The sequence below is a fragment of the Algoriphagus lutimaris genome, assembly GCF_017051705.1.
In the GTDB taxonomy this organism is placed as follows: domain Bacteria; phylum Bacteroidota; class Bacteroidia; order Cytophagales; family Cyclobacteriaceae; genus Algoriphagus; species Algoriphagus lutimaris.
In genome coordinates, this window is sequence record NZ_JAFIDJ010000001.1 from 1101758 (window position 1) to 1124234 (window position 22477).

Here is a 22477-nt window from a genome sequence, read left to right on the forward strand (position 1 = left end):
TACTAAAGGATTCCTTTTTCGAGCAACCAAGTATGAAGTTTCAAATCATATCCAAAGGCTCTTTCGATGATCCAATAAGCCGATATAGCCATCAATAAAAGAGAGAAACCAACAACGATGATATAGTATTGCTTTAGTCTACTTAGTAGGAAAAGAAGTGGAAAAGCAACAATGATAATTCCTAATTGACCAATTTCTACTCCCAGATTGAATCCAATTAATGAATAAACCAGATACTCCCCTCCTCTTGATTGTTCCGCCAAAACCGAGGCAAATCCAAATCCATGAAAGAGGCCAAATACTAAAATAATAAGCCACTCTCTCTTATTTAAAAATGGGACAATGTTATGAAAAGCAGCCATGGCGATAGAAATGGCAATAATCGATTCTACTAACCTTGAAGGCAGATTAATCAATTCTAATGCAGCTAAACTTAAAGTTACGGAGTGAGCAAGTGTAAAAATTGTGATTATTTTTACTACTGAAATAAAAGCTGTTTTAAAACTTGGCTGAGGATCAAAATCATTATAATTTATTCCTAACCATTTCTTTTTAGGAGCATTTTTGGGTCTGTAAACAATCACCGAGGGAATCAGAAGGGCTATCAAAAAAAGGATATGATCCAATCCGATCCATATATGGTAAATCCCAGATTTCACCATTGCCAAAAAACCAGTTAGGACTGAACCTTCCTCAATGTCAAGCGTCTGATTTGGAGATGAAGTCCCAAAGATCAATGAAGGTAAGGATTCATTGGCCAATACACCCGTTTTCCAGTTCCGCTCAATATGAAGTAATGATTCATGATTACTCAATTCTTCTACAAAAATCTGATCATAAACCTCTAGATTGGAAGGAACAGGATTCATGTTTTCCATCGAAAAATTAAATAACAGGTAATCATCACCGTCTTTTAATTCCAACAAACCTAAGTCTGTGAAAACCATAGCATGATCACCTTGGGAAGATGTAAACTTAAGGTGACTAAGAATATATTCTCGCATCCTTTGAACTTTTGGGTCATTCTCATCAGGAACTACTCCTGGTCCAATTTCAAAACCAAATACTTTTGCGATATCGCTTTTCCTTAGTTCTACCCTACAATCCATTTTACCTTCGTAAATACTCAGATAAATAAAATTTTGATTGGGTTTATGTGCCTCTACCCTGACTGCTAGTGTGAATAAAAGAAAGAATAAAAAACTTGTTCTGATTAATTTGGTTGTTGACATATACCGAAGAGAATTAAGGATTATTTGGGTTAAACAAACTTTTAATTTAAAAGTTATGGAATTTGTGCTTTTTAGTAGGCAAAAAAATGAATTGACACCTTAATTCAAAATTGTATATTGGGTATTGTTTATTTTAAATAATGAAGAAAAATCAAGAAAGTATCATTATAGATAGTAATGCTGTCAATAAGATTATTACAAAAATTGGGTTAGACAGAGTAATGGATGACCTGATTTCCGAATTAGAAACAGCGCTTAAAAATTTTAGTAAGGCAGAAACTGAAGTACCCATTCGATCAGGGTTTAATTATAAAAAACCATTCCTTGGTTTAGTAGAATGGATGCCGATCATGAAGAAAGGTGAAGAAGTTCTAATTAAAATTGTGGGCTACCATCCTGAAAACCCAGACATTTTTAAACTACCTACTATTTTATCAACTATTTCTTCTTACGATGCTCACACAGGTCATTTGAATTTTTTAGTAGATGGAGTTTTGCTTACAGCATTACGTACCGGTGCCTCTAGTGCAGTTGCCAGTAAAATGATGGCAAAGCAAAATTCAAAGACACTTGGCATTGTTGGATGCGGAGCTCAGTCAATCACCCAGATTCATGCTATATCCAGATTGTTTCCAATCGAAGAGATTTTAATTTACGATATCGATCAAAACTGCATGGATAGCTTAGAGGATCGATTGGATCCTATTAATCTTAGAATTTCTCCTAAGCTCTCTAGCATATCTGAAATCTTGGAAAAATCGGATATTGTGTGCACCGCTACCTCCATAGCTCCTGAAAAAGGGCCGCTTTTTACAGAATTTAATTCAAAGCCTCACCTTCATATTAATGCTGTGGGAGCAGATTTTCCAGGAAAGTTTGAACTTCCAATGGAACTTTTGAAGAAATCTTATGTTTGTCCTGATTTTCTTGAGCAAGCAGTTGTCGAAGGCGAATGTCAGCAATTGGAACCCTCTGATATTGGTCCATCTTGGATTGAATTAATCCATAATCAAGTTTTGATCAAAAAGTACCAATCTGGAATAAGCATATTTGATTCTACTGGATGGGCATTGGAAGACCAGGTTGTGGCCAATTTATTTGCCAAATATGCAAATGAATTAAAACTAGGAACAAAGATGAATATTGAGTCTTACAGTTCTGATGAAAAAAATCCATATGGAATGATTCATCAGCTAATCAATGTAGCTCAATAGGTATTCATTTTTATTGAACTAAATATTAATTTTTTTAAAACAAAATCTCCTTTAATGAAGTAAGGTTTCAGAAAATATTTCAATTCTCCTTGTGAATTGATTTTCAAGCCAGCTTTAAATAAATGTCTATGATTAAAATAGTACTCTCCACCGTTGTCCTATTTACTTTTACAGTAATTTTTGTAAACGCCCAAGCACTAAAAGGCCGAGTTTTAGACAGAGCAAGTTCCCCAATTATCGGAGCATATATTATTCACAATGCCTCAGAGCATCATGCTCACACTAATGAATCCGGATATTTTGTTCTTGCAGGTGTTCAAGATGGAGATTCCCTCCAAGTAAGTCATATTGGGTATGAAACCCAGATTTTTGTAGTAAATAATCTTTCAAAAGAAGTTACTGTGCGGATGGATGAAACAACCATTGAACTTGGAGAAGTGGTATTCAGTCAAGACGTTAACCCCGTAAATACACTTTCCCGAATTGATCTTAAAACAAATCCAGTAAACACTTCTCAAGATATATTAAGAAAAGTACCTGGGCTTTTCATAGGTCAACATGCTGGAGGGGGTAAAGCCGAACAAATTTTCCTTCGTGGATTTGATATTGACCATGGAACAGATATAAATATAACAGTTGATGGCATGCCTGTCAATATGGTATCTCATGCCCATGGACAAGGATATTCAGATCTCCATTTTTTGATTCCAGAAACAGTAGAGCGGGTTGATTTTGATAAAGGACCCTATAATGCCGATAAAGGAAATTTTGCTACTGCAGGCTATGTAAACTTCCAAACAAAAAGAGGATTGGATAAGAGTTCTGTTTCAGTGCAGGGCGGAAGTTTCAATAGTGTCCGTACTGTAGGATTATTTAATCTAGTGAATGACCAGAAAAATAATGCATATGTAGCTGCAGAATATTTGGCAAGTGATGGTCCGTTTGAATCCAGTCAGAATTTTAACCGGTTAAATCTAATGGGGCGGTATGGTCTAAAATTAGATGACGGAAGTGATATCAGTTTAATTGCATCTCATTTTACCAGTAAATGGGATGCTTCAGGACAGATACCGGTTCGTGCGGTAGAAAGTGGTCAAATCACCAATTTCGGGGCTTTGGATGATACTGAAGGAGGATATACAAGTAGAACAAACATCGCTCTAAATCATACCAAGCTTATTAACGACCGTCTATTTATTAAAAATAACGCCTACTATTCTACCTACGATTTTGAACTATTTTCAAACTTTACTTTCTTCTTAGAAGATTCAGTAAATGGAGATCAAATTCGACAGCGGGAAAACCGGGCGATTTTTGGAGCAGAAAGCCAACTTACATATAGCAATACATTTAATGGTGGAGAATATGCGCTTCAAGTTGGTGTAGGACTTAGAAATGATGACATTCGGGACAATGAATTGGCTGGAACAAAAAATAGAGATAGTGTTCGATTTGTAACCCAAAGAGGTGACATCACTGAGTCGAATTATTACAGCTATGTGAATTTTGATCTTTACTTGAAAAAGCTAAGAATCAACCCAGGGATACGTGTTGATTATTTTAATTATCTATATCAGGACGACCTCACACCAGAATATGACCCTGAATCTTTAAATGCGGCAGTTGTGAGTCCCAAACTGAATTTCATTTACACTGCTAACGAAAATGTGCAGGTTTTCTTAAAATCAGGAATTGGCTTTCACTCAAACGACACCCGTTTGGTGTTAGAAAGGCCTAATAATGAATCCATACTTCCAAGAGCCTTTGGTGCTGATTTAGGAGGTAATTTTAAATTAATGCCACGATTAATAGTAAATGGAGCGCTTTGGTATTTAAGACTTGAACAGGAATTTGTCTATGTAGGTGATGCCGGCATTGTGGAGGCGAGTGGAAGAACAGCAAGAAGAGGAGTAGATTTGGGATTGCGTTGGCAAGCAAATAAGTGGATCTATTTAGATGGGGATTTCACCTACTCATATGCTAGAAGCATAGATGACCCTGAAGGAAATAATTTCATCCCATTGGCACCAAGAATTACTACAACAGGAGGATTGAGTTTTGAAAAAGATGGTTTTGCAGGTGCTATAAGAGCCAGGTATTTACAGGATCGTCCTGCAAATGAAGACAACAGTGTGGTTGCCAAAGGATATACGGTAGTTGATATGAACGCTAATTATACTTTTAATGCATTCACTTTTGGTTTTTTCATAGAGAACCTGCTTAATACTGATTGGAAAGAAACCCAATTTGATACGGAATCTAGAATAAGGCTTGCAAATGGAAACCTCGAAGCAAGTCCGGTTAGTGAGATTCATTTTACTCCTGGTACTCCTTTCAATTTTAGAGGTTTTGTGAAATTCACATTCTAAATTATATGGATTTTAGCTGGAGCAAAGAACAATTAGAATTACGAGAGAAGGTCAAGAAATTCTCGGAGAATAATCTGAATAAAGACATTTCTCAAAAAGATCGTAATAATATATTTCCAGAAGAAGAATGGAAAAAATGTGCTGAGTTTGGGGTTTTGGGTTGGCCTTTTAAAAAGGAATATGGAGGAGGAGGATTTGATTCACTTACTACAGTATTGATGCTCGAAGGACTAGGCTATGGAAGTAAAGACAATGGACTCCCCTTTTCTCTTAATTCCCAAATTTGGAGTACTCAAGTTGCAATCAATGCTTTTGGAACAGAAGAGCAAAAACAAAAGTATTTGACTAGATTAATTTCGGGCACAATTGGAGCATTTGGAATAACTGAAGAAGGTTCTGGTTCGGATACTTATGCCTTAGAAATGACTGCTGAGAAAGTTAAGGGAGGATATATCTTAAATGGAGAAAAGCATTACATCACCTTAGCCCCTATTTGTGAAATAGCAGTTGTGTTTGCTACTACAAATGTAAAGTTAGGCAAGTGGGGAATTACGGCTTTCATTGTGGATAAAACAATGGAGGGCTTTTCCAGTAGTGACGTTCGGGATAAAGTAGGAATGCGAACAACCCCCATGGGAAATCTCTATCTAAAAAACTGTTTTGTACCGGATGAAAACCGATTGGGAAGAGAGGGTTCAGGTTTAAGTCTTTTTAGTTCTGCTATGGAATCAGAGCGGGGCTATATCTTTGCAAGTCAGATTGGAAGAATGGAAAAGCAATTAGAATTATCAATTGCTTACGCCAACGAACGCAAATCCTTTGGGCAGAGCATTGGTAAATATCAATCTATTTCCAACCGTATCGCCAATATGAGACTGAGGCTTGAAACCTCAAAAATGCATCTTTATAAAGTAGCATATTTAGATAAAAATGATTTGCCTCTAATACGAGAAGCGGCAATGGCTAAACTATACATCAGTGAAGCTTTTGTGGAATCCAGTTTGGATTTTATTAGAATTTTTGGAGCCAAAGGAGTGGTAACAGAATATGAAGTAGAACGTGATCTTCGAGATGGATTAGGAGGATTGATATACTCTGGAACATCAGATATTCAAAGGAATATTATTGCTAAATTGGATGGATTACTATGAATTCTACTAGTCAACTGTTAAGTGAACTCATTGCGGTCGGAGCAAAAAAGACTCCGAACAAAATTGCTTTTAAAAGCGGTGAAGCCCAGATCACCTATCAGGAATTAGAATTTAGAAGCAATCAACTAGCAAATTGGCTTGTAGAAAATCAGGTAAAAAAAGGAGAGCGAGTCGGTATTCTGATTGAGAAAAATGCTTTTACAGCCTATGCAATATATGGCATTTTAAAAGCGGGAGCTGTATTGGTGGCCTTAGATCCCAGTCAACCTTCAGAAAGGCTAAATGCAATTATCGCAGATTGCTCAATTAAAGTAGTAGTCAGCATCCCCTCCCACCAACGAGTTATAGATCAGATTGATAATCAAAATTTTTTAGTAATAGGTTCAAATCATGGCGTTTCTTGGGAAAATATATTTCAATTAGCAAGTGCCAACCCTTTGGATTTAGAAATAGAACAAAGCGACCTTGCTTATATCCTTTATACTTCGGGCTCTACCGGAGAACCAAAAGGAATTGTCCATACACATGCAAGCGGGTTGGCTTATGCTAGGCAATCTACTTTGCTATATGAAGTTTCTGAAGATGACATCATTGGGAATATAGCTTCTTTGCATTTTGATCAAAGTACATTTGGATACTTTTCAGCAATGTATGCCGGTTGTACTACCTATATTTTCAATACCAGCGAATTAGTCATGCTTGGGAGTTTTTGTGAAGCGGTAAGATCAAATGGGGTTACCATTTTGTATTCTGTCCCTTCATTATTCATTTCATTGATCCAAGGAGGTTTTGATTTAGATTTCCCATCAGTAAGATGGATTAAGTATGGAGGTGAATCCTTTCCAGCAATCAAATTAAACGAGTTATTAAAAAAGGCTCCAAATGCGAATATTTCGAATGTTTATGGACCTGCCGAAGTGAATCAATGTACTTATTATACTATTTCAGAGCCTATTGAGCCAGATAAAGAAATTCCTATTGGTCAGGTTTGGGATAATACAAGCTACTTAATTTTGAATTCGGAAGATCAGCAGGTTGCTCCTGGGGAACAAGGAGAATTTCTAGTTCATTCCGTGACTATGATGTCAGGCTATTGGAATAATGATTCCTTGAACCAAAAGTCTTTTTATACCTACAGAAGTGAAGGAAAGGAAGTAAAATATTATCGAACAGGCGACTTTGTCTATTTGAACAAAAATAATGAGTTGGTATTTGTAGGCAGAATGGATCGTCAAGTAAAGATTAGTGGCTATAGGATTGAACTTGGAGCCATTGAACAGGTATTAATTCAATGCCCAGAAGTAAAGGATGTGGCTGTTTTCACTTGTAAATCAAATGGAATGAGAGAATTATGTGCTGCAATAGTACCAAAGGAAAAGCCATTAGATAATGATTCATTGAGAAAGAGATTGTTAAAACTACTCCCAAAGACAAGTATTCCAAAACACTTCTATGAAGTTCAATCACTACCCCATTCAGTCAATGGAAAAGTTCATTACCAAAAGTTGGAAAAACAGTTTTCTAATTAAAATAGAAAAGTGAAATAAACTATGCTTAGTCAAGAGCAAATCAATACATACCATCATCAAGGCTTCTTACAAATAAGTAATTGGCTGGAGGGAAAAGAATTAGATCAGGTCACCCTTGCTATTGAAAAAATTGAGCAACTAGATGGACCCGAATTTTTCAGAGAAAAATCCTCTGGAAAAATCCGGACCATTTTTGCACCCGAAAAATTTGATTCATCCATTCTTGCACTACTTGAAAATTCCTCATTACCGAAAATTATTGAGCAGCTTTTGAAGACTGATTTTTATTTATTTCAGTCTAAACTAAACACCAAAAGTAGTCTTGAATCAGGTGTCTGGAGTTGGCATCAAGATTTTAAATTTTGGAAAGAAGATGGGATGATTGCTCCAAATGCTCTGACCGTTGCTATCTTGCTGACGGATGTAGATGTAGCAAATGGTCCTATATTAGCGATACCATCATCCCAAAATGAAGGAGAAGTGGATTCGTACTTGAATAATCCAGATGGAGTACATGATGAGAATCTGAAATATATGATCACCCAAAAGACCTTATCGGAAATGGTGAAAAAATATAGCCCCATTATTCCATTTACTGGGAAAGCCGGTGACATTCATATTTTCCATTGTAATTTACTTCATAGCTCTTATCAAAACATGGGGGTAATTGATAGAAAACTATTAATGTTTACTTTCAACCCAATTGATAATATCAAAGAAGTTTCAGATCCAAGACCTGATTATATGGTCAAAAGAAACCATAATGCATTAAACCCAAAGTAATGGTAGAAGAAATTACAAATTATATACATGAGGAAATAGACGTCCTTGTCAACCAAGAAGAAGAACTATTGAGCAGTGGTTTGATTGATAGCATTACGATTATGAAACTTATTGCTCATTTGGAGGAGAGGTATGAAATTAAAGTTCCACCTCAGGATATGGTGATAGAAAATTTTAATACAGTCCTTTCCATTACAGAATATATTGCCCAGCAGCAGAAAAAATAGATAAAGATTGCAAGTATTAAAAGACTCTATTTCCAGCCTAACAGGAAGTCAGCAAAGTATTTGGGCTAGTCAAAAGCTGGATCCTGACTCCACTTCAAACTATCTTCCCCATACATTTGAATTTAATGGTGAAATAGTTCCCTATACTTTTCAATTAGCTTTTAAACACCTGATTGTAAATCATGATTGCCTGAGAACAGTTTTTCTTGAAAATGAAGATTCAGTTGTTGAGCAAATTGTATTACCCAATTTAGATTTTGATCTTTCTTTCGAGAAGATTCCTAAAGCATCGCTTGATTCTTTCATCAAATCTCGAATTCAAACACCAATTGTCCTTTCCAAAAGATGCTTCGATTCCATCCTACTAAAAGTAGAAGAGGGAATTTTTATTTGGTATTTGAATATTCACCACATACTTGCAGATGCAACGACCTTTAAAGTTCTGTTTGAAGCATTAGGGAAGCTTTACGAAGCGGAATTAAAGAAAATTGAAAATGATTCTGGAAATCAAGTCAGCTTTAACGATTATCGGGAGTTTGAGCAGAAAAAACGAGAAAATAAAAATACCCCAGCTGCTGAATATTGGAAGTCAAAGGGACAAATTCCTGTTAAGGAGTTATCCTTATATGGAAATCTTAAATCTGAAAATCGATCCAAGGCAAGAAGGGTGAAAATCCCAATAAGTACAAAAATAAAGGGGCTTTTAGAGGAAAAACTAAATACAGAATCCTATAGATCCTTAAATCCCGACCTAACAAAATTCACCATTTGGTCTACTATTTTTGCTGCCTTTATCTCCAGGATTTCGGGTGAATCTGCCTTACGGATAGGAAGTCCCTTTCCAAACCGTAACCTCAGTAAATTCAAAAATACAGCTGGCCTGCTCATTGAGGTGTTGCCCGTTGATATTCAGGTAGACACTGAAGACTCCTTCCTAAGTCTTTTTGGGAAAGTGAGGCAAGAACTATTCGACTTTTTTAAAAATGGCTATCCTGGTGCCCAAACTTTAGAAAGCGTTAGAGGAATTCAAACAGTAGTAAATTACATCCCCCTTTATTTTGGTGATTTTGGAAAAATTCCAACCATAACTAAATGGCTTTTTTCAGGGCAGATGGACGCAGGTCATCGAATTCGTTTCCAGGCTTTCGATTTTAATGATCAATCAAACCTTGATTATTATTTCGATATTAATGAAGCTTATTTTACATCTAGCCAAATAGCCCTACTCCCACTCCATTTTGAAAAGTTGCTTCAGGCATTTATTTCAGATGACAAATCAAAAATTTCGGAGATAAAACTTGTTTCAGATAAGGAGGAAAAGGAGTTAATCGCTAGAGGTAAAAGCAATAAGGGTACTCCGATAACTTTTGATGAGCTTATTAAACCTGTTTTTGAATGGAATTCAAATGAACCAGCTTTAATATTGGGAGATAAAACCCTTTCTTACCAAGAACTAAGATCATTGGTGAATAAGGCTGTAGAAATACTTAATCACCAGGGGGTTAAAGAACAGGATATTGTGGTTGTACACAAAGAAAGATCCTTCGAATATATCATCTCTGTCCTTTCTATTTTAAGGCTTGGAGCCACATTTGTCCCTATGCCTGTGGATCTTCCACAAAGAAGGATGGAAGGAATTTTGGCAGATTTGAGTCCTAAATTGATTGTAAGCTCATCATCAGATTTTGGACCCTTTTCATCCATCGATTTAAGGATCAATAATCTTCTTTCTTTCGAATTGGCAGATCTAAAACCGGAACTAAAATTAGACCCCAATCGAACCGGATATATTCTTTACACTTCCGGTTCTACAGGCAAACCAAAAGGTGTGGAAATCTCCCTCAGTTCTTTAGCAAATTATTTAACCGAGGCTAAGAGGATGTACAGCAGTGGTCAGGAAGTACATATGCCTTTCTTTACTTCCATTGGTTTTGATCTAACGATCACATCTTTATTTCTGCCTTTAATTTCTGGAGGGACCATTCATATTTATCCAGAGAAGAAAAGTGGCCCTGACGTGTCTATTTTGGATGTCATTAAGAATAGAAGCATCAACACCATTAAGCTTACCCCCTCCCATGCGAGAATAATCCAGGAATCTTCCTTGAAAGAATCGAGGCTCAATACTGTGATTTTGGGAGGAGAGAATCTTGAGACTAGACTCGCTTCCAGCTTCCAAAAACTACTTCCGGAAGGAGCTGAAATTATTAATGAATATGGTCCTACAGAAGCAACAGTTGGCTGTATCGTACATAAATTTGATCCGAAAGAAACAGCTACTTCAGTTCCTATAGGAAAACCTATCTCGGGATGTAATTATTACATTTTGGATGAGAAATTAAACCCGGTTCCGCAGGGCGTTAAGGGAACCTTATTTCTAGGAGGTGAAGTACTTGCCAAAGGATATTATAATAATCCTCAACGCACAGCTGAATCCTTTATTAGAAATCCATATCATGAAGATCAAATGATCTATAAAACCGGAGATTTGGTTCGGTTAAATGCCTCTGGCATACTAGAATACTTTGGTAGAATAGATGAACAAATAAAGTTGAATGGTGTCAGGCTTGAATCAGCAGAATTGGAGATTTTGCTTTCCGAATTCCCTACCATAGAGGAAGCCCATATAGTCGTTGCTGATTCCAATGAGGATTTATACCAAGCACCTGATTTTTACTGTAGGAATTGTGGAATTCCATCCAATTATCCTGATGCGTCTTTTAATGAAGAAGGAATCTGCAATTTGTGTGAATCCTTTGAGGAATATCAGAAAAATGTTTCTTCTTACTTTAAATCCATTGCTAACTTAAAATCAGAGATTTTGGGTTTGGGAGAAAACAAAGAGAAGGAATACGATTGTCTGATGCTATTAAGTGGAGGAAAAGACAGTAGTTACGCTTTGGCTAAATTGGTAGAACTTGGGCTTGATGTTTTGGCCTGGACGCTTGACAACGGGTTTATTTCAGATAATGCCAAGGAGAATATCAATAATACTGTCAATAAACTTGGGGTCGATCATATTTATGGCAGAACTGATGCCATGAACGCCATTTTCAGGGATAGTTTAGAAAGACATCAAAACGTGTGTAATGGTTGTTTTAAAACCGTATACACGCTCAGCACCCAACTGGCCCTTGAAAAAAATATACCGGTGATTGTTACGGGTCTTTCAAGAGGACAATTTTTTGAAACCCGACTCACTGAAGAACTATTCTTAAAGGATCATTTTGATCCGGCAGATATAGATCAAATCATCCTAGAGACTCGAAAATCCTATCATAGAAGCAAAGATGCAGTGAGTGAGTATTTGGATGTATCGATGTTTGAAACAGACGATGTTTTTACCAAGGTCTCTTTTGTTGATTTTTATCGATTCAGTGACGTAAGTCTTTCTGAGATGTATGCTTATCTGGAAGAGAAAATTGGGTGGAGAAGACCAAAGGATACCGGCAGAAGTACGAATTGTATCATAAATGATTTGGGAATTTTTGTTCACAAGCGAAAAAAAGGATACCACAACTATGCATTTCCGTATAGCTGGGATGTCCGCGTTGGACATAAAAAGCGGGAAGAAACCATAGATGAGTTGAATGATGAGCTGAGTACTGAGGAAATTACCAAGCTCATGCAGGAAATCGGTATGCAAGAGCATGCCATTCATTCCAAAGAAATCAGGGCCTACTTCAAAGCTTCTTCACAGGTAGATAAAAATGAATTGATGGAATATCTAAAGTCTTTCCTTCCACCTAACATGATCCCTTCTACTTTTATCCAGGTTGACTCCTTCCCACTCACTTCAAATGGAAAAGTAGATAAGCAGGCACTATTGAGAAGTCAGACTAAAAGTACTCCAACAAAGAACAAAGCAATTATAAAACCCAAAAATAAAATTGAAGAGCTTGTACATGGAACCTGGTGTACTGTACTAAAGATGGACAGTATAGATGTGACAGATTCCTTTATACCATTAGGTGGAAATTCTTTATCAGCGATACGAATCGTTTCTCTTTTGAGCAAAAGGCTAAATCTGGAAATATCTATTCAAGACTTTTTTGAACAGGATACAATTCGGAAGCTATCAGCATCAATAGAAGTAGAAATCAAGAAACGAATGGGAATTGCATAAGCTACTAATTTTGAATTTTGAGGTTTCATTTTTTTTCACTGTCAAAAAATATGTGTTGAAAAGTTTTAGCTTTGAAACTTTATGGAAATCAAGATCAAATCACTAGGGCTTTACCTAGGGCCTTTAGCCTTCTGTTTAATTAATTTTTTTGCAGTTTTTAATGACTTAAATCCTGCTGCACAATCCATGTTGGCCCTAGCTGCATGGATGGCCATCTGGTGGATCTCCGAAGCTTTACCTATTGCTGCCACTGCATTTTTACCTTTGATCTTTATGCCACTGTTGGGAATTCTTCCAATAGCTGAAGTATCTGAAAATTACATGCATCCCACAGTACTTTTATACATGGGTGGATTTCTATTAGCCACGGGAATCGAAAAATGGAATTTGCACCGCAGGATTGCATTGAACATCATCAATTTATTAGGAACTGATTTACGACGTATTGTATTAGGATTTATCCTGGCCACGGGCATTTTATCTATGTGGATCTCTAATTCCGCAACTTCTCTAATGATGCTTCCGATAGGTTTGGCCGTAGTCAATCAGTTTAAAAGTCAGTTGGGGGAGTCCAATACTTCCATCGCAGATCGATTGGGAAAAAATATCATGCTGGGAATCGCATACAGTGCATCGATAGGTGGTTTGGCAACCTTAATCGGAACCCCTACCAATGCCATTATGGCTGCGGTAATCAATGATTTATATGACTATTCCATCGGATTCAATGAATGGATGGCCTTTGGATTACCTTTAGTGGCTGTTTTGTTGATGATTTGTTGGTATTACCTAGTGAGTTCCGCCAATCCACTTCCCAAAAGTTTCAGCCTTCCTGATGGCAAAAACATCATCGGCACTCAACTAAAAGCTTTGGGAAAGATCAGTTATGAAGAAAAATCCGTGATGATAGTCTTTGGAACGGTCTGTTTGGCCTGGATTTTAAGAAGTTTTGTGTTAGTCAAATTGCTTCCTGGAATAGACGATACCATCATTGTATTGATCGGGGTAGTATTATTGTTTATCCTTCCCTCCTCCTCTGGTGAAGATCGGATTTTGGACTGGAAAACTGCCGAACGTATTCCATGGGGCGTCTTGATCTTATTTGGTGGTGGATTGGCCTTGGCAGCTGGATTCAAGGAAACCGGTTTGGCAGAATGGATCGGTCAGCGATTTACTTTAATCGAAGGAATTTCTTTCTTCTTCTTATTATTCATCATCATTGCATCGGTCAACTTCCTAACCGAAGTCACCTCCAATGTGGCCACTGCGTCCATGTTGCTGCCAATATTGGCTTCTGTGGCTTTTAAGCTCGACTTACATCCCTTTGGGTTAATGGTGGGCGCCACTCTAGCTGCTTCCTGCGCCTTTATGCTACCTGTTGCCACCCCACCTAATGCTGTGGTATTTGGTTCGGGATATCTACGGATGAAAGATATGGTGAGTGCAGGTTTCTGGCTGAACGTTATCTCCATTGTTTTGGTCACCTTGATGGTCTACTTTGTATTGCCATGGATGTGGGGAATAAATTTGATAGGAAACCCGTTTTGATGTAGGATTTTTGATTTATGAAATGTGATTCAAAGTTTGAAAACTACTGATTACTGAGGCTGAACACTAATCACTTCAATCAAGATAATTATACGTGATTGCTTCGTCTTTCCTCCTCCCGATGATGATCATAAAGTTGATCCAGATTACTTAAGACGATCGATAACCTTTCACCGGAATCCCCCTAGGCCCCTTGAAAAGGGGGAGTTGTTTCGTTTCATTTGGACTTGCCTGCTTACTGGCAATGGAGCCTTATTCACTTTTTCTGAAAACTATAGGTTATACAATTCCACGAGATTGCTTCGTCGTTCCTCCTCGCAATGACGTTAAAAAAGTTAATTCTGTCAACTGAACACTGACCACTGCTTCCTGATCACTTTTTCCATTTCCGTCCCTCATTTTCCCCATTCCGTCACATTCTTTTGTAAAGGCTTTTTAGTCCATGTATTCTTGAACTATCAATTAGAAAGAGAATTCATGAACACCAAGAAAGTCTTTTATTTGCTGATTATTCTAGCATTTATTTACAATTTGCTGATGATTAAATCATGTACCAGCATTTCAGAAAATAGGCAAGAGACTATCGTAAGTTCTAATTCGAATCCAGTTAAAACAAAGTAGTTCAACCTATTTATTTACAATACCTTATGAAATCAAAAAAATTTGACTTTCGGTCCATAGAATGGTGGATTACCACCTTGGTGTTTTTGATTATTGTACTGACAAACTTAATGATTGCAGTATCCTCCAATCATTACCCCATGGAGAAATTTTTTGGGATTGTCATTCAGCCTATTATCATTTATATAGGATTTTATGTGATGCATTTGGTGGTTATTCCAAAGTATTTAAAGGATAAAAATATAGTTCAATTTATTCTCTATAGTCTGCTGACAGCTGCAGTCATGGGGGCATTATCGGGAGCATGTGCAGGGATTAACAATGTGGATGCTGAAGGTTACTTCCGCTTCTATTTCAGTACTCTTTTATTATATATTGTTTACCTAGTCACTACGAATCTCCTGAAGAAGATGTTCTTGCCACCGATGTTCAAAGATTTTCAATTGTACAATGGAGTTCGCTTGTTCATGATCTTTCTATTTGTAGGCATATTTTTATTTGTTGCACGGATTTTTGTAAATGAAGTCATCTTGGTGATTATTCTGTTGATTATTCCCGGGATTAGCTTTTTCATCTTCTACAATTATTTTCTGCTTTACCGAAACAAAGAAGCCGGCAAGATCAAAGCCTATCGTTGGTTTCTTTGGGGACTGATCAGCATCATCGCTTTTGTGTTCTTTTTGATTTCCGTGGATGAGAACGTCCCAGAAATTATGCTACTGGGAGTTGGGATGGTGTTTTTACTTTTCTTTGTCATCTTTCCACTTTCCAATTTGGTTTTCAGAAAATATGAGGATTATATAGGAAAAATAGATACTCTTTCAGTACAGGTCAATCAAAGTTCTGCCAACTTGAGTTTCCTACGGTCCCAAATCAATCCACATTTTCTTTTCAATGCCTTGAATACACTCTATGGATCCGCATTGATGGAAAATGCAGAGAAAACCTCCGATGGGATTCAGAAGCTGGGAGACATGATGCGCTTTATGCTGCATGAAAATCAAATGGATAGAATCCCTCTTTCCAGAGAAATAGATTACTTAAGAAACTACTTGGACCTGCAAATGCTACGATTTGCCAAAGAAGATCACTTGGATGTAACTATTCAGATTAATGAGGAACATTGTCACGGGGACATCTCTCCTATGTTGTTGATTCCTTTTGTGGAAAATGCCTTTAAGCATGGCATCAGCACTAAAAGTAAGTCCTGGATCAAAATCAACTTGCGCTGCCTACAAGGTTCCGTGCATCTGGATGTGGTCAACAGCATGCACCCCAAAAAAGCCACAGAAGATCCAAAAGACGAATCAGGCATTGGTTTGGAGAATGTAAAAAGCCGTTTGGAACATTTTTACCCACAAAAACATAACTTAACCATCGTGGCGAACGACACAGAGCATTTCGTTCACTTATCTGTTCAACTATTATAATATGATTAAAGCAATTGCGATAGATGATGAAAAGATGGCTTTGGAAGTGATAAAAGCACATGCTTCCAAAGTCCCTTTTCTTCATTTGGAAGAAGTCTTTTTGGATGCAATTCGGGCATTGGAATATATGAAAACCAATTCCATTGATTTGATTTTTCTAGACATCAACATGCCGGATATATCCGGGATAGACTTTGCTGAATTACTTCCCAAAGAAACCATGGTAGTATTTACTACAGCATATTCCGATTTTGCTGTAAAAGGCTTTGAACTCGATGCCTTGGATTATTTATTAAAGCCATTTAACCTGAGTCGCTTTATCAAAGCTTGTCAAAAAGCACAGGAATGGCTGGAATTACAACCAGGAAAAGAACCGGAGTTTACATTTATCAAGACTGGAGAAGGTCAAATCCGATTAAATTTCAGCCAGCTTTTGTTTTGCGAAGCCAGCGGAAACTATGTAACCTTTCAGCTGGAAGGAGAAAAAGTGATGAGCAGAATGACCTTGGCAGAAGTGGAAAACCTACTTCCCTCTTTTTTTATACGTTCCCACCGTTCGTTTTTGGTAAATAGCAAGAAGGTGGATAAAGTAGAAAAACATATATTGCATCTTGGGGATAGGTCCGTACCTGTCAGTTTATCCTATATGGATCAGGTGATGGAGTTTTTTAATCAATAGAAAAGAAAGATTGCATTTTAGATTTTGGAAATATGATTACCACTAATTCCTGAACACTAATCACATTATTTTCAGATTTCTGATTTTAGATTTTTAACATTCCTGAACACTCGTCACTACCAACTGACCACTAACTTTTATTCAAAACTATCCAAATATTCCTTTCTATAGGCCAAAGGAGTTTTTCCGATTCTTTCTTTGAATTGTTTATTGAAATTGGAAAGGGTGTTGAATCCACTTTCATAGCAAACTTCAGAAATATTAATTCCCTCCTCATGAAGAAGTTTGCAGGCATGACTGATTCTAACGTCACTGATAAAATCTGATAAAGATTTATTTGCTCGGGATTTAAAAAACCTACTGAATGCACTCACTGATAAATTGGCCAGAGCAGCTACTTCCTTCAACATGATTTTCTCTTTGTAGTTTTTCATGACATACTCGTACACCTCTCCCATCCGATCTTTTTCGGATTCCTTATTTAAATTAATATACTCTGCATTGGTAATTGGACTGATATCTTTTGAGTGTGCCAGGTGATTCAAAATATCCAACAATTGAATTAATTGGCTGGAACCCTTCAACTGAACCAGTTTCTTCATTTTGGTGGTGATTTCTTGGTTAGTTTTCCCAGTGACTTCCAGACCTCTTGCGGAGGCTTTCATCAGTCTCCCAATGTCCTCGAATTCTTCCTTTTCAAAAATCCCTTCTCCTAGAAAGTTTTCAGGAAAATAGGCAACAATCAAATGAGTATCCAACTCGTTGGCCGGGTCAAAATAAGCGTTGTCCGAGCGCCAAACATGCGGAAGATTCGGCCCAGTCATGACCATATCCCCTTCTTTAAAGGGTTTAATATGATCTCCTATGTAACGGGTACCTCTCCCCTTCAATATTACTACCAATTGATACTCTGGGTGAAAATGCCAGTTTTTATCAAAATAAGGCGCAATTAATTCCTGGACTACAAAGACTTTTGAGTCGGGAATACGCGATTTTTTGAGCGGATTCTTCATAAATTTTAGCTGAGTTATGCTGTATTTTGAAGTGATTCATTTACAAATAGGGCAAAATTCAGTCATAATTCAAATCAATACAGTGAGAATTTTGGGAAATTTATATAGAATATTGGTTTGCAATTGATACATAAACCCATTTTATGAGAATATCCATTAAAATCCCCCCCATGAAACTTTCCTGGTTAGTGACCACGTTGGTCGTTTCGCTTCTTGTAAGTTGCGGACAAAAATCTGGCGAGACATTCTTGTCTTCCACGGAACCTAGACGCGTAGAAATCCTTGTGCTAGGTCATGAAAGCGAGCATCACAATTCAGAGAAATTGATGATGTATTTAGAAACTCCTTTATTTCAAAAGGGAATCAATTTAACCTATACAACAGATGTCAACGATCTGAATCCGACTAAATTGAGTAATTATGATGGTTTGATGATTTATGCAAACCATGAAAATATTACTCCAGAGCAGGAAACTGCATTGAAGGATTATATACAAGGTGGCAAGGCCTTGATTCCGATTCACTCGGCATCATTCTGCTTCCAAAATTCTCCTTGGTACATTTCTGCTGTTGGCGGTCAATTTAATACCCATGGTACTGGAGATTTTACGGTAGACATCATTGATAAGGATCATCCTATTATGAACGGAATCAATGAATTTGAAACATGGGATGAAACCTATGTTCACAGCCAGTTGAATCCAGACATGCATGTATTAATGGAGCGTGTGGAGGGTGACCACAAAGAACCTTATACCTGGACTCGTGAAGAAGGGAAAGGTAGAGTTTTCTATACTGCTTATGGTCACAATGAAAAGACTTGGGAAAAAGAAGAGTTCCAAGAACTTATTGCCAATGGAATCCTTTGGGCTGTTGGTGAAAAAGTAAATGAACTTTTAGCAGCTTACAATATCCCTGTACCACAATTTGAGGACGCAGAAATTCCGAATTATGAACGAAGAGATCCTGCTCCAAAGTTCCAATTACCTTTATCTCCTGAACAATCCATGAAACTGGTACAGGCACCAGTAGGATTTGAATTAGAGCTTTTTGCTTCTGAGCCCATGATCATCAACCCGATTGCATTCACTTGGGATGAAAGAGGAAGATTATTTGTCATTGAAACAACTGATTATCCTAATGAGGTTCGCAAAGAAGGTGGTGATGATAAAATCAAAATTCTAGAGGATACTGACGGCGATGGAAAAGCAGATAAAGTAACCATTTTCGCAGATGGCTTGAATATACCTACTTCTATCACTGCAGTAAATGGGGGCATGTTGATTTCCATGGCTCCTGATTTTGTTTTCTTAAAAGATACTGACGGAGACGACGTTGCGGATGTTAGAGAAGTGATCATGACAGGTTGGGGTAAATTCGATACCCATGCAGGTCCATCCAATCTGAAATATGGCTTTGATAATAAAATCTGGGGAGTGTTGGGCTATTCTGGATTTAGAGGTGAAGTAAGTGGTAAGCAATATAGCTTTGGTCAGGGAGTCTATCGATTTGATCCATCAGGAGAAAATATGGAATTCTTGGGCAGAACCAGTAATAACACCTGGGGGCTTGGATTCTCCGAAGATTTCGAAACCTTTATTTCCACCGCAAATGGCCAGCACTCTGTGTATTTGGCTATGGACAATAAGTTTGTCAAGAGAACGATTTATAAAGGCACACCAAATACTGCTACTGGAATTGATTCTCACTATGATATGCCTCACCTTACTCCTTTCTTAAGACAAGTGGATTGGCATGGAAGTTATACTGCAGCTGCAGGTCATAACTTGTATACAGCAAGAAGCTTCCCTGAAGAATATTGGAACAAAATGGCTTTTGTAGCTGAACCTACTGGTCGAGTATTGCACAATGCAAGAATCCTAGAAGAAGGATCAGGCTATAGAGAAAAAAATGCATTTAACATTTTGGCTAGCTCTGATGAGTGGTTTAGCCCTGTTCATGCAGAAGTAGGTCCTGATGGATCACTTTGGGTAGCAGATTGGTATAACTTTATCATCCAGCACAACCCTACTCCACGTGGTTTTGAAAATGGTGAAGGCAATGCCTACATCAATCCAATGAGAGATAAGGAACATGGAAGAATTTATCGATTGACTTATAAAGGTGGTGAGCCATCCAAAACATTTGACCTGAAAGATGCTTCTGCCAGCGAATTATTGGATGCCTTGAAAAGTGACAACTTATTTTGGAGAATGACTGCACAGCGTCTAATTGTAGAAACCCAGAATAAAGAAGTTATTGAAGGACTATATGAAATCATCGGTTCTATTGAAGTGGATGGTGCTGGAATCAACGGTCCTGCAATTAATGCACTTTGGACCTTGAAAGGTTTGGGTGAATTAGAAGGTACTAATGCAAAAGCTCAAGAAGTAGTAGAGAAAGCATTAAACCATCCTTCAGCTGCAGTAAGAAAAAATGCAGTTCGAGTGATCCCTAGAAACCAATCCGCATTAAATGCGATCATAGCTGCCAATATGATGGAGGACGATAACCTTCAAGCTAGAAAATTCGCCATCCTTGCGGTTTCTGAAATGCCTGCAAGTGAGGAAGTTTCCAAGAAATTGCTAGCGATCTCTGAAGACCCAGATAATGCGAAGGATGAGTATTTGCCACAGGCGATTTTTGCTGCAGCTTTAACCAACCCTTCAGCCTTTGAAAATAGACCTGCAGTTCCTTCTACGGAGCCAGATTCCACTATGGGAATCGCTGACAGAATTGCCAAAAGTTTAATTTCTGAGGTTTATACGTTGGATCCAAGAAATGCCCTTCTTTTCCCACCTGATCCAACTGGAAAGGAAATCACGATATCGATGGAAGTGACACCTGGAAGAGATCCATTGGATGGAGTAATGGTTGCCCAAGGAAACAACGTGAATGGATATAGTCTATATGTTTATAAGAATGCATTGAGTTTTGCTGTCGCACGTGATGGAGATGTAAAAATTATCAGATCCCGTAGACTACCTTCTGAGAAATTCTTGGTAACGGCAACCTTGAAAGAGGGAGGCCAAATGAGCTTAAGTATTGATGGCAAAGAAGTAGCAAAAGGAAAAACCAATGGACTATTTACTGCTCCACTTTCCCCTGAAAATGTGCGAGTAGGACAATTTGATTCTGGGAATAAAGTTGGTGACTACGAAGGAAACTGGAGATTCTCAGGTAGAATTGGTAATAGTTCTAACCTTGATTTGAAAAAGGCTGATTCTTCAGCTGGGAATGAAGGTGTTGCATCTATAGAAGCTCCGATTGAATATGTAGAAAATGGAACGGTCACTCTTACGGCCGTTCCTCATGAAATGAGATTTGACAAGCCTGTATTTGCAGTAAATGCAGGCAGCCAGTTGATTGTTGATTTCAAAAACCCTGATTTTGTTCAACACAATTTGGTAATTGGAACCATTGGTTCTCTACAAAAAATCGGTGAAGCCGCAGATCAAATGGCGAAAAACCTGACTGGCATGGAGCGCAGCTTTATTCCTAATATCCCAGAGGTTCTTGCTTCCACCGAATTGGTTTTTCCAAATTATTCGGAGTCCTTAGTAATGAAAGTACCTTTCCAAAAAGGTGATTATCCATTCGTTTGTACCCTTCCTGATCATTGGAAGCAGATGAACGGAATTATGAAAGTTATTTAATAAAGAATGTCTCTTGAAGTAAAATTTGGGGTAAGTACCTGGTTATGGACTTCCCCATTTAATAAGGAAACGGTAAAACTATTTCCAAAGATTAAAGGATTTGGTTACGATTACGTGGAGATTCCTGTAGAAGATCCGGCGCTTATAGATATCAATGGAGTAAAAACTGCTTTGGCTGATAATGATCTAAAGGCCGTGATTTGTGGTGCCTTTGGTACAAGCAGGGATTTGACCAATGAAGATCCTAGCTTCCATAAAACCAGTTTTGATTACTTAAACAACTGTTTTGAAATTGCTGCAGCGTTGGATTGCAAATTTGTGGCAGGTCCCATGTATTCTGCAGTAGGAAAAGCCCGACTGGTTTCTCCGGAACAGAGAAAAATCGAATGGGACAGAGCAATTAGTAATCTGAGGATTGTATGTCAAAATGCACGGAAATTCGGGTTGGAAATCGCATTGGAAACATTGAATCGTTTCGAAACCGATTTGATCAATACCTGTGAAGAGCTAATGCAGTTGATATCAGACATAAATGAACCAGAAGCCAAGGTTATTTTAGATGGTTTTCATATGAGCATTGAGGAACCTGACCCCGAAGCTGCTATCAAATTGGCAGGGGATAAATTGATCCATTTTCAGGTTTCTGAAAATTACCGAGGAACTCCTGGAACTGGACAAACTCCTTGGGCAGCCTACAAAAGAGGTTTAGAGTCCGTCAATTATAAAGGAGTCATTTCTATTGAAAGCTTTACCCCAGAAGTTAAAGAATTGGCTGGCGCTGTATGCATTTGGAAACCATTGGCACCAAGCCAAGATAGCTTTGCTAGCGAAGGATTGAAATTTTTAAAAAAATGGGCTTCTGAAGCCTGATTAACCCAAATTACCATACCCATTTAATA

At 37.7% G+C, this 22477-nt stretch carries 14 protein-coding genes; 12 read left to right on the plus strand and 2 right to left on the minus strand.

Translation table 11 applies throughout. The features are described 5' to 3' along the window. Positions 1-2: 2 nt before the first annotated feature. Positions 3-1232, minus strand: a complete 1230-nt coding sequence (locus tag JYB62_RS04500; protein WP_205644229.1) for a HupE/UreJ family protein — start codon at positions 1230-1232, stop codon at positions 3-5. 140 nt (positions 1233-1372) lie between these two features. On the opposite strand from JYB62_RS04500, the gene JYB62_RS04505 reads away from it, so the two are divergent. The 10 genes from JYB62_RS04505 to JYB62_RS04550 all read left to right on the plus strand — a co-directional run bounded on the left by JYB62_RS04505 (position 1373) and on the right by JYB62_RS04550 (position 16909). Beyond that, positions 1373-2446, plus strand: coding sequence for an ornithine cyclodeaminase family protein (locus JYB62_RS04505; RefSeq protein ID WP_205644230.1), 1074 nt, complete (start codon positions 1373-1375; stop codon positions 2444-2446). Between the two features lie 128 nt (positions 2447-2574). Beyond that, entirely contained in the window at positions 2575-4815 is a 2241-nt protein-coding gene (locus JYB62_RS04510) for a TonB-dependent receptor (RefSeq protein WP_205644231.1), read from the plus strand. Positions 4816-4820: 5 nt separating this feature from the next. Continuing rightward, complete coding sequence (locus tag JYB62_RS04515) at positions 4821-5966, plus strand: acyl-CoA dehydrogenase family protein (RefSeq protein WP_205644232.1); 1146 nt, start codon at positions 4821-4823, stop codon at positions 5964-5966. Then, on the plus strand, positions 5963-7495 hold the full coding sequence (locus tag JYB62_RS04520; RefSeq protein ID WP_205644233.1) for an amino acid adenylation domain-containing protein: 1533 nt from the start codon (positions 5963-5965) through the stop codon (positions 7493-7495). The genes JYB62_RS04515 and JYB62_RS04520 overlap by 4 nt, the downstream gene beginning before the upstream one ends. A gap of 21 nt (positions 7496-7516) precedes the next feature. Then, complete coding sequence (locus tag JYB62_RS04525) at positions 7517-8278, plus strand: phytanoyl-CoA dioxygenase family protein (protein ID WP_205644234.1); 762 nt, start codon at positions 7517-7519, stop codon at positions 8276-8278. Next, entirely contained in the window at positions 8278-8505 is a 228-nt protein-coding gene (locus JYB62_RS04530; protein ID WP_205644235.1) for an acyl carrier protein, read from the plus strand. The genes JYB62_RS04525 and JYB62_RS04530 overlap by 1 nt, the downstream gene beginning before the upstream one ends. 7 nt (positions 8506-8512) lie before the next feature. Further along, on the plus strand, positions 8513-12631 hold the full coding sequence (locus JYB62_RS04535; RefSeq protein WP_205644236.1) for a non-ribosomal peptide synthetase: 4119 nt from the start codon (positions 8513-8515) through the stop codon (positions 12629-12631). Between the two features lie 81 nt (positions 12632-12712). Continuing rightward, on the plus strand, positions 12713-14179 hold the full coding sequence (locus JYB62_RS04540) for an SLC13 family permease (RefSeq protein ID WP_205644237.1): 1467 nt from the start codon (positions 12713-12715) through the stop codon (positions 14177-14179). Between the two features lie 647 nt (positions 14180-14826). Beyond that, positions 14827-16230, plus strand: coding sequence for a sensor histidine kinase (locus JYB62_RS04545; RefSeq protein WP_205644238.1), 1404 nt, complete (start codon positions 14827-14829; stop codon positions 16228-16230). 1 nt (position 16231) lies between these two features. After that, positions 16232-16909, plus strand: coding sequence for a LytR/AlgR family response regulator transcription factor (locus tag JYB62_RS04550; RefSeq protein ID WP_205644239.1), 678 nt, complete (start codon positions 16232-16234; stop codon positions 16907-16909). Between the two features lie 137 nt (positions 16910-17046). Here JYB62_RS04550 and JYB62_RS04555 read toward each other — a convergent pair whose 3' ends face one another. Further along, positions 17047-17922: an AraC family transcriptional regulator gene (locus JYB62_RS04555; protein ID WP_205644240.1), complete on the minus strand. Its 876-nt coding sequence runs from the start codon at positions 17920-17922 to the stop codon at positions 17047-17049. A gap of 170 nt (positions 17923-18092) precedes the next feature. Between JYB62_RS04555 and JYB62_RS04560 the strand changes: the two genes are divergently transcribed. After that, the gene (locus tag JYB62_RS04560; protein WP_205645411.1) at positions 18093-21578 is read left to right on the plus strand and encodes a PVC-type heme-binding CxxCH protein; all 3486 of its coding nucleotides are present in this window, start codon (positions 18093-18095) and stop codon (positions 21576-21578) included. Positions 21579-21584: 6 nt separating this feature from the next. Then, entirely contained in the window at positions 21585-22448 is an 864-nt protein-coding gene (locus JYB62_RS04565; protein ID WP_205644241.1) for a sugar phosphate isomerase/epimerase family protein, read from the plus strand. Positions 22449-22477 lie beyond the last annotated feature (29 nt).

Excerpts from the sequence above, each read along its gene's own strand:
- JYB62_RS04540 (WP_205644237.1), top strand. The coding sequence starts at position 12,713 with ATGGAAATCAAGATCAAATCACTAGGGCTTTACCTAGGGCCTTTAGCC.
- JYB62_RS04525 (WP_205644234.1), top strand. The coding sequence starts at position 7,517 with ATGCTTAGTCAAGAGCAAATCAATACATACCATCATCAAGGCTTCTTA.
- JYB62_RS04555 (WP_205644240.1), bottom strand. The coding sequence starts at position 17,922 with ATGAAGAATCCGCTCAAAAAATCGCGTATTCCCGACTCAAAAGTCTTT.
- JYB62_RS04505 (WP_205644230.1), top strand. The coding sequence starts at position 1,373 with ATGAAGAAAAATCAAGAAAGTATCATTATAGATAGTAATGCTGTCAAT.
- JYB62_RS04510 (WP_205644231.1), top strand. The coding sequence starts at position 2,575 with ATGATTAAAATAGTACTCTCCACCGTTGTCCTATTTACTTTTACAGTA.
- JYB62_RS04565 (WP_205644241.1), top strand. The coding sequence starts at position 21,585 with ATGTCTCTTGAAGTAAAATTTGGGGTAAGTACCTGGTTATGGACTTCC.
- JYB62_RS04545 (WP_205644238.1), top strand. The coding sequence starts at position 14,827 with ATGAAATCAAAAAAATTTGACTTTCGGTCCATAGAATGGTGGATTACC.
- JYB62_RS04560 (WP_205645411.1), top strand. The coding sequence starts at position 18,093 with ATGAAACTTTCCTGGTTAGTGACCACGTTGGTCGTTTCGCTTCTTGTA.
- JYB62_RS04520 (WP_205644233.1), top strand. The coding sequence starts at position 5,963 with ATGAATTCTACTAGTCAACTGTTAAGTGAACTCATTGCGGTCGGAGCA.
- JYB62_RS04530 (WP_205644235.1), top strand. The coding sequence starts at position 8,278 with ATGGTAGAAGAAATTACAAATTATATACATGAGGAAATAGACGTCCTT.
- JYB62_RS04515 (WP_205644232.1), top strand. The coding sequence starts at position 4,821 with ATGGATTTTAGCTGGAGCAAAGAACAATTAGAATTACGAGAGAAGGTC.
- JYB62_RS04550 (WP_205644239.1), top strand. The coding sequence starts at position 16,232 with ATGATTAAAGCAATTGCGATAGATGATGAAAAGATGGCTTTGGAAGTG.
- JYB62_RS04500 (WP_205644229.1), bottom strand. The coding sequence starts at position 1,232 with ATGTCAACAACCAAATTAATCAGAACAAGTTTTTTATTCTTTCTTTTA.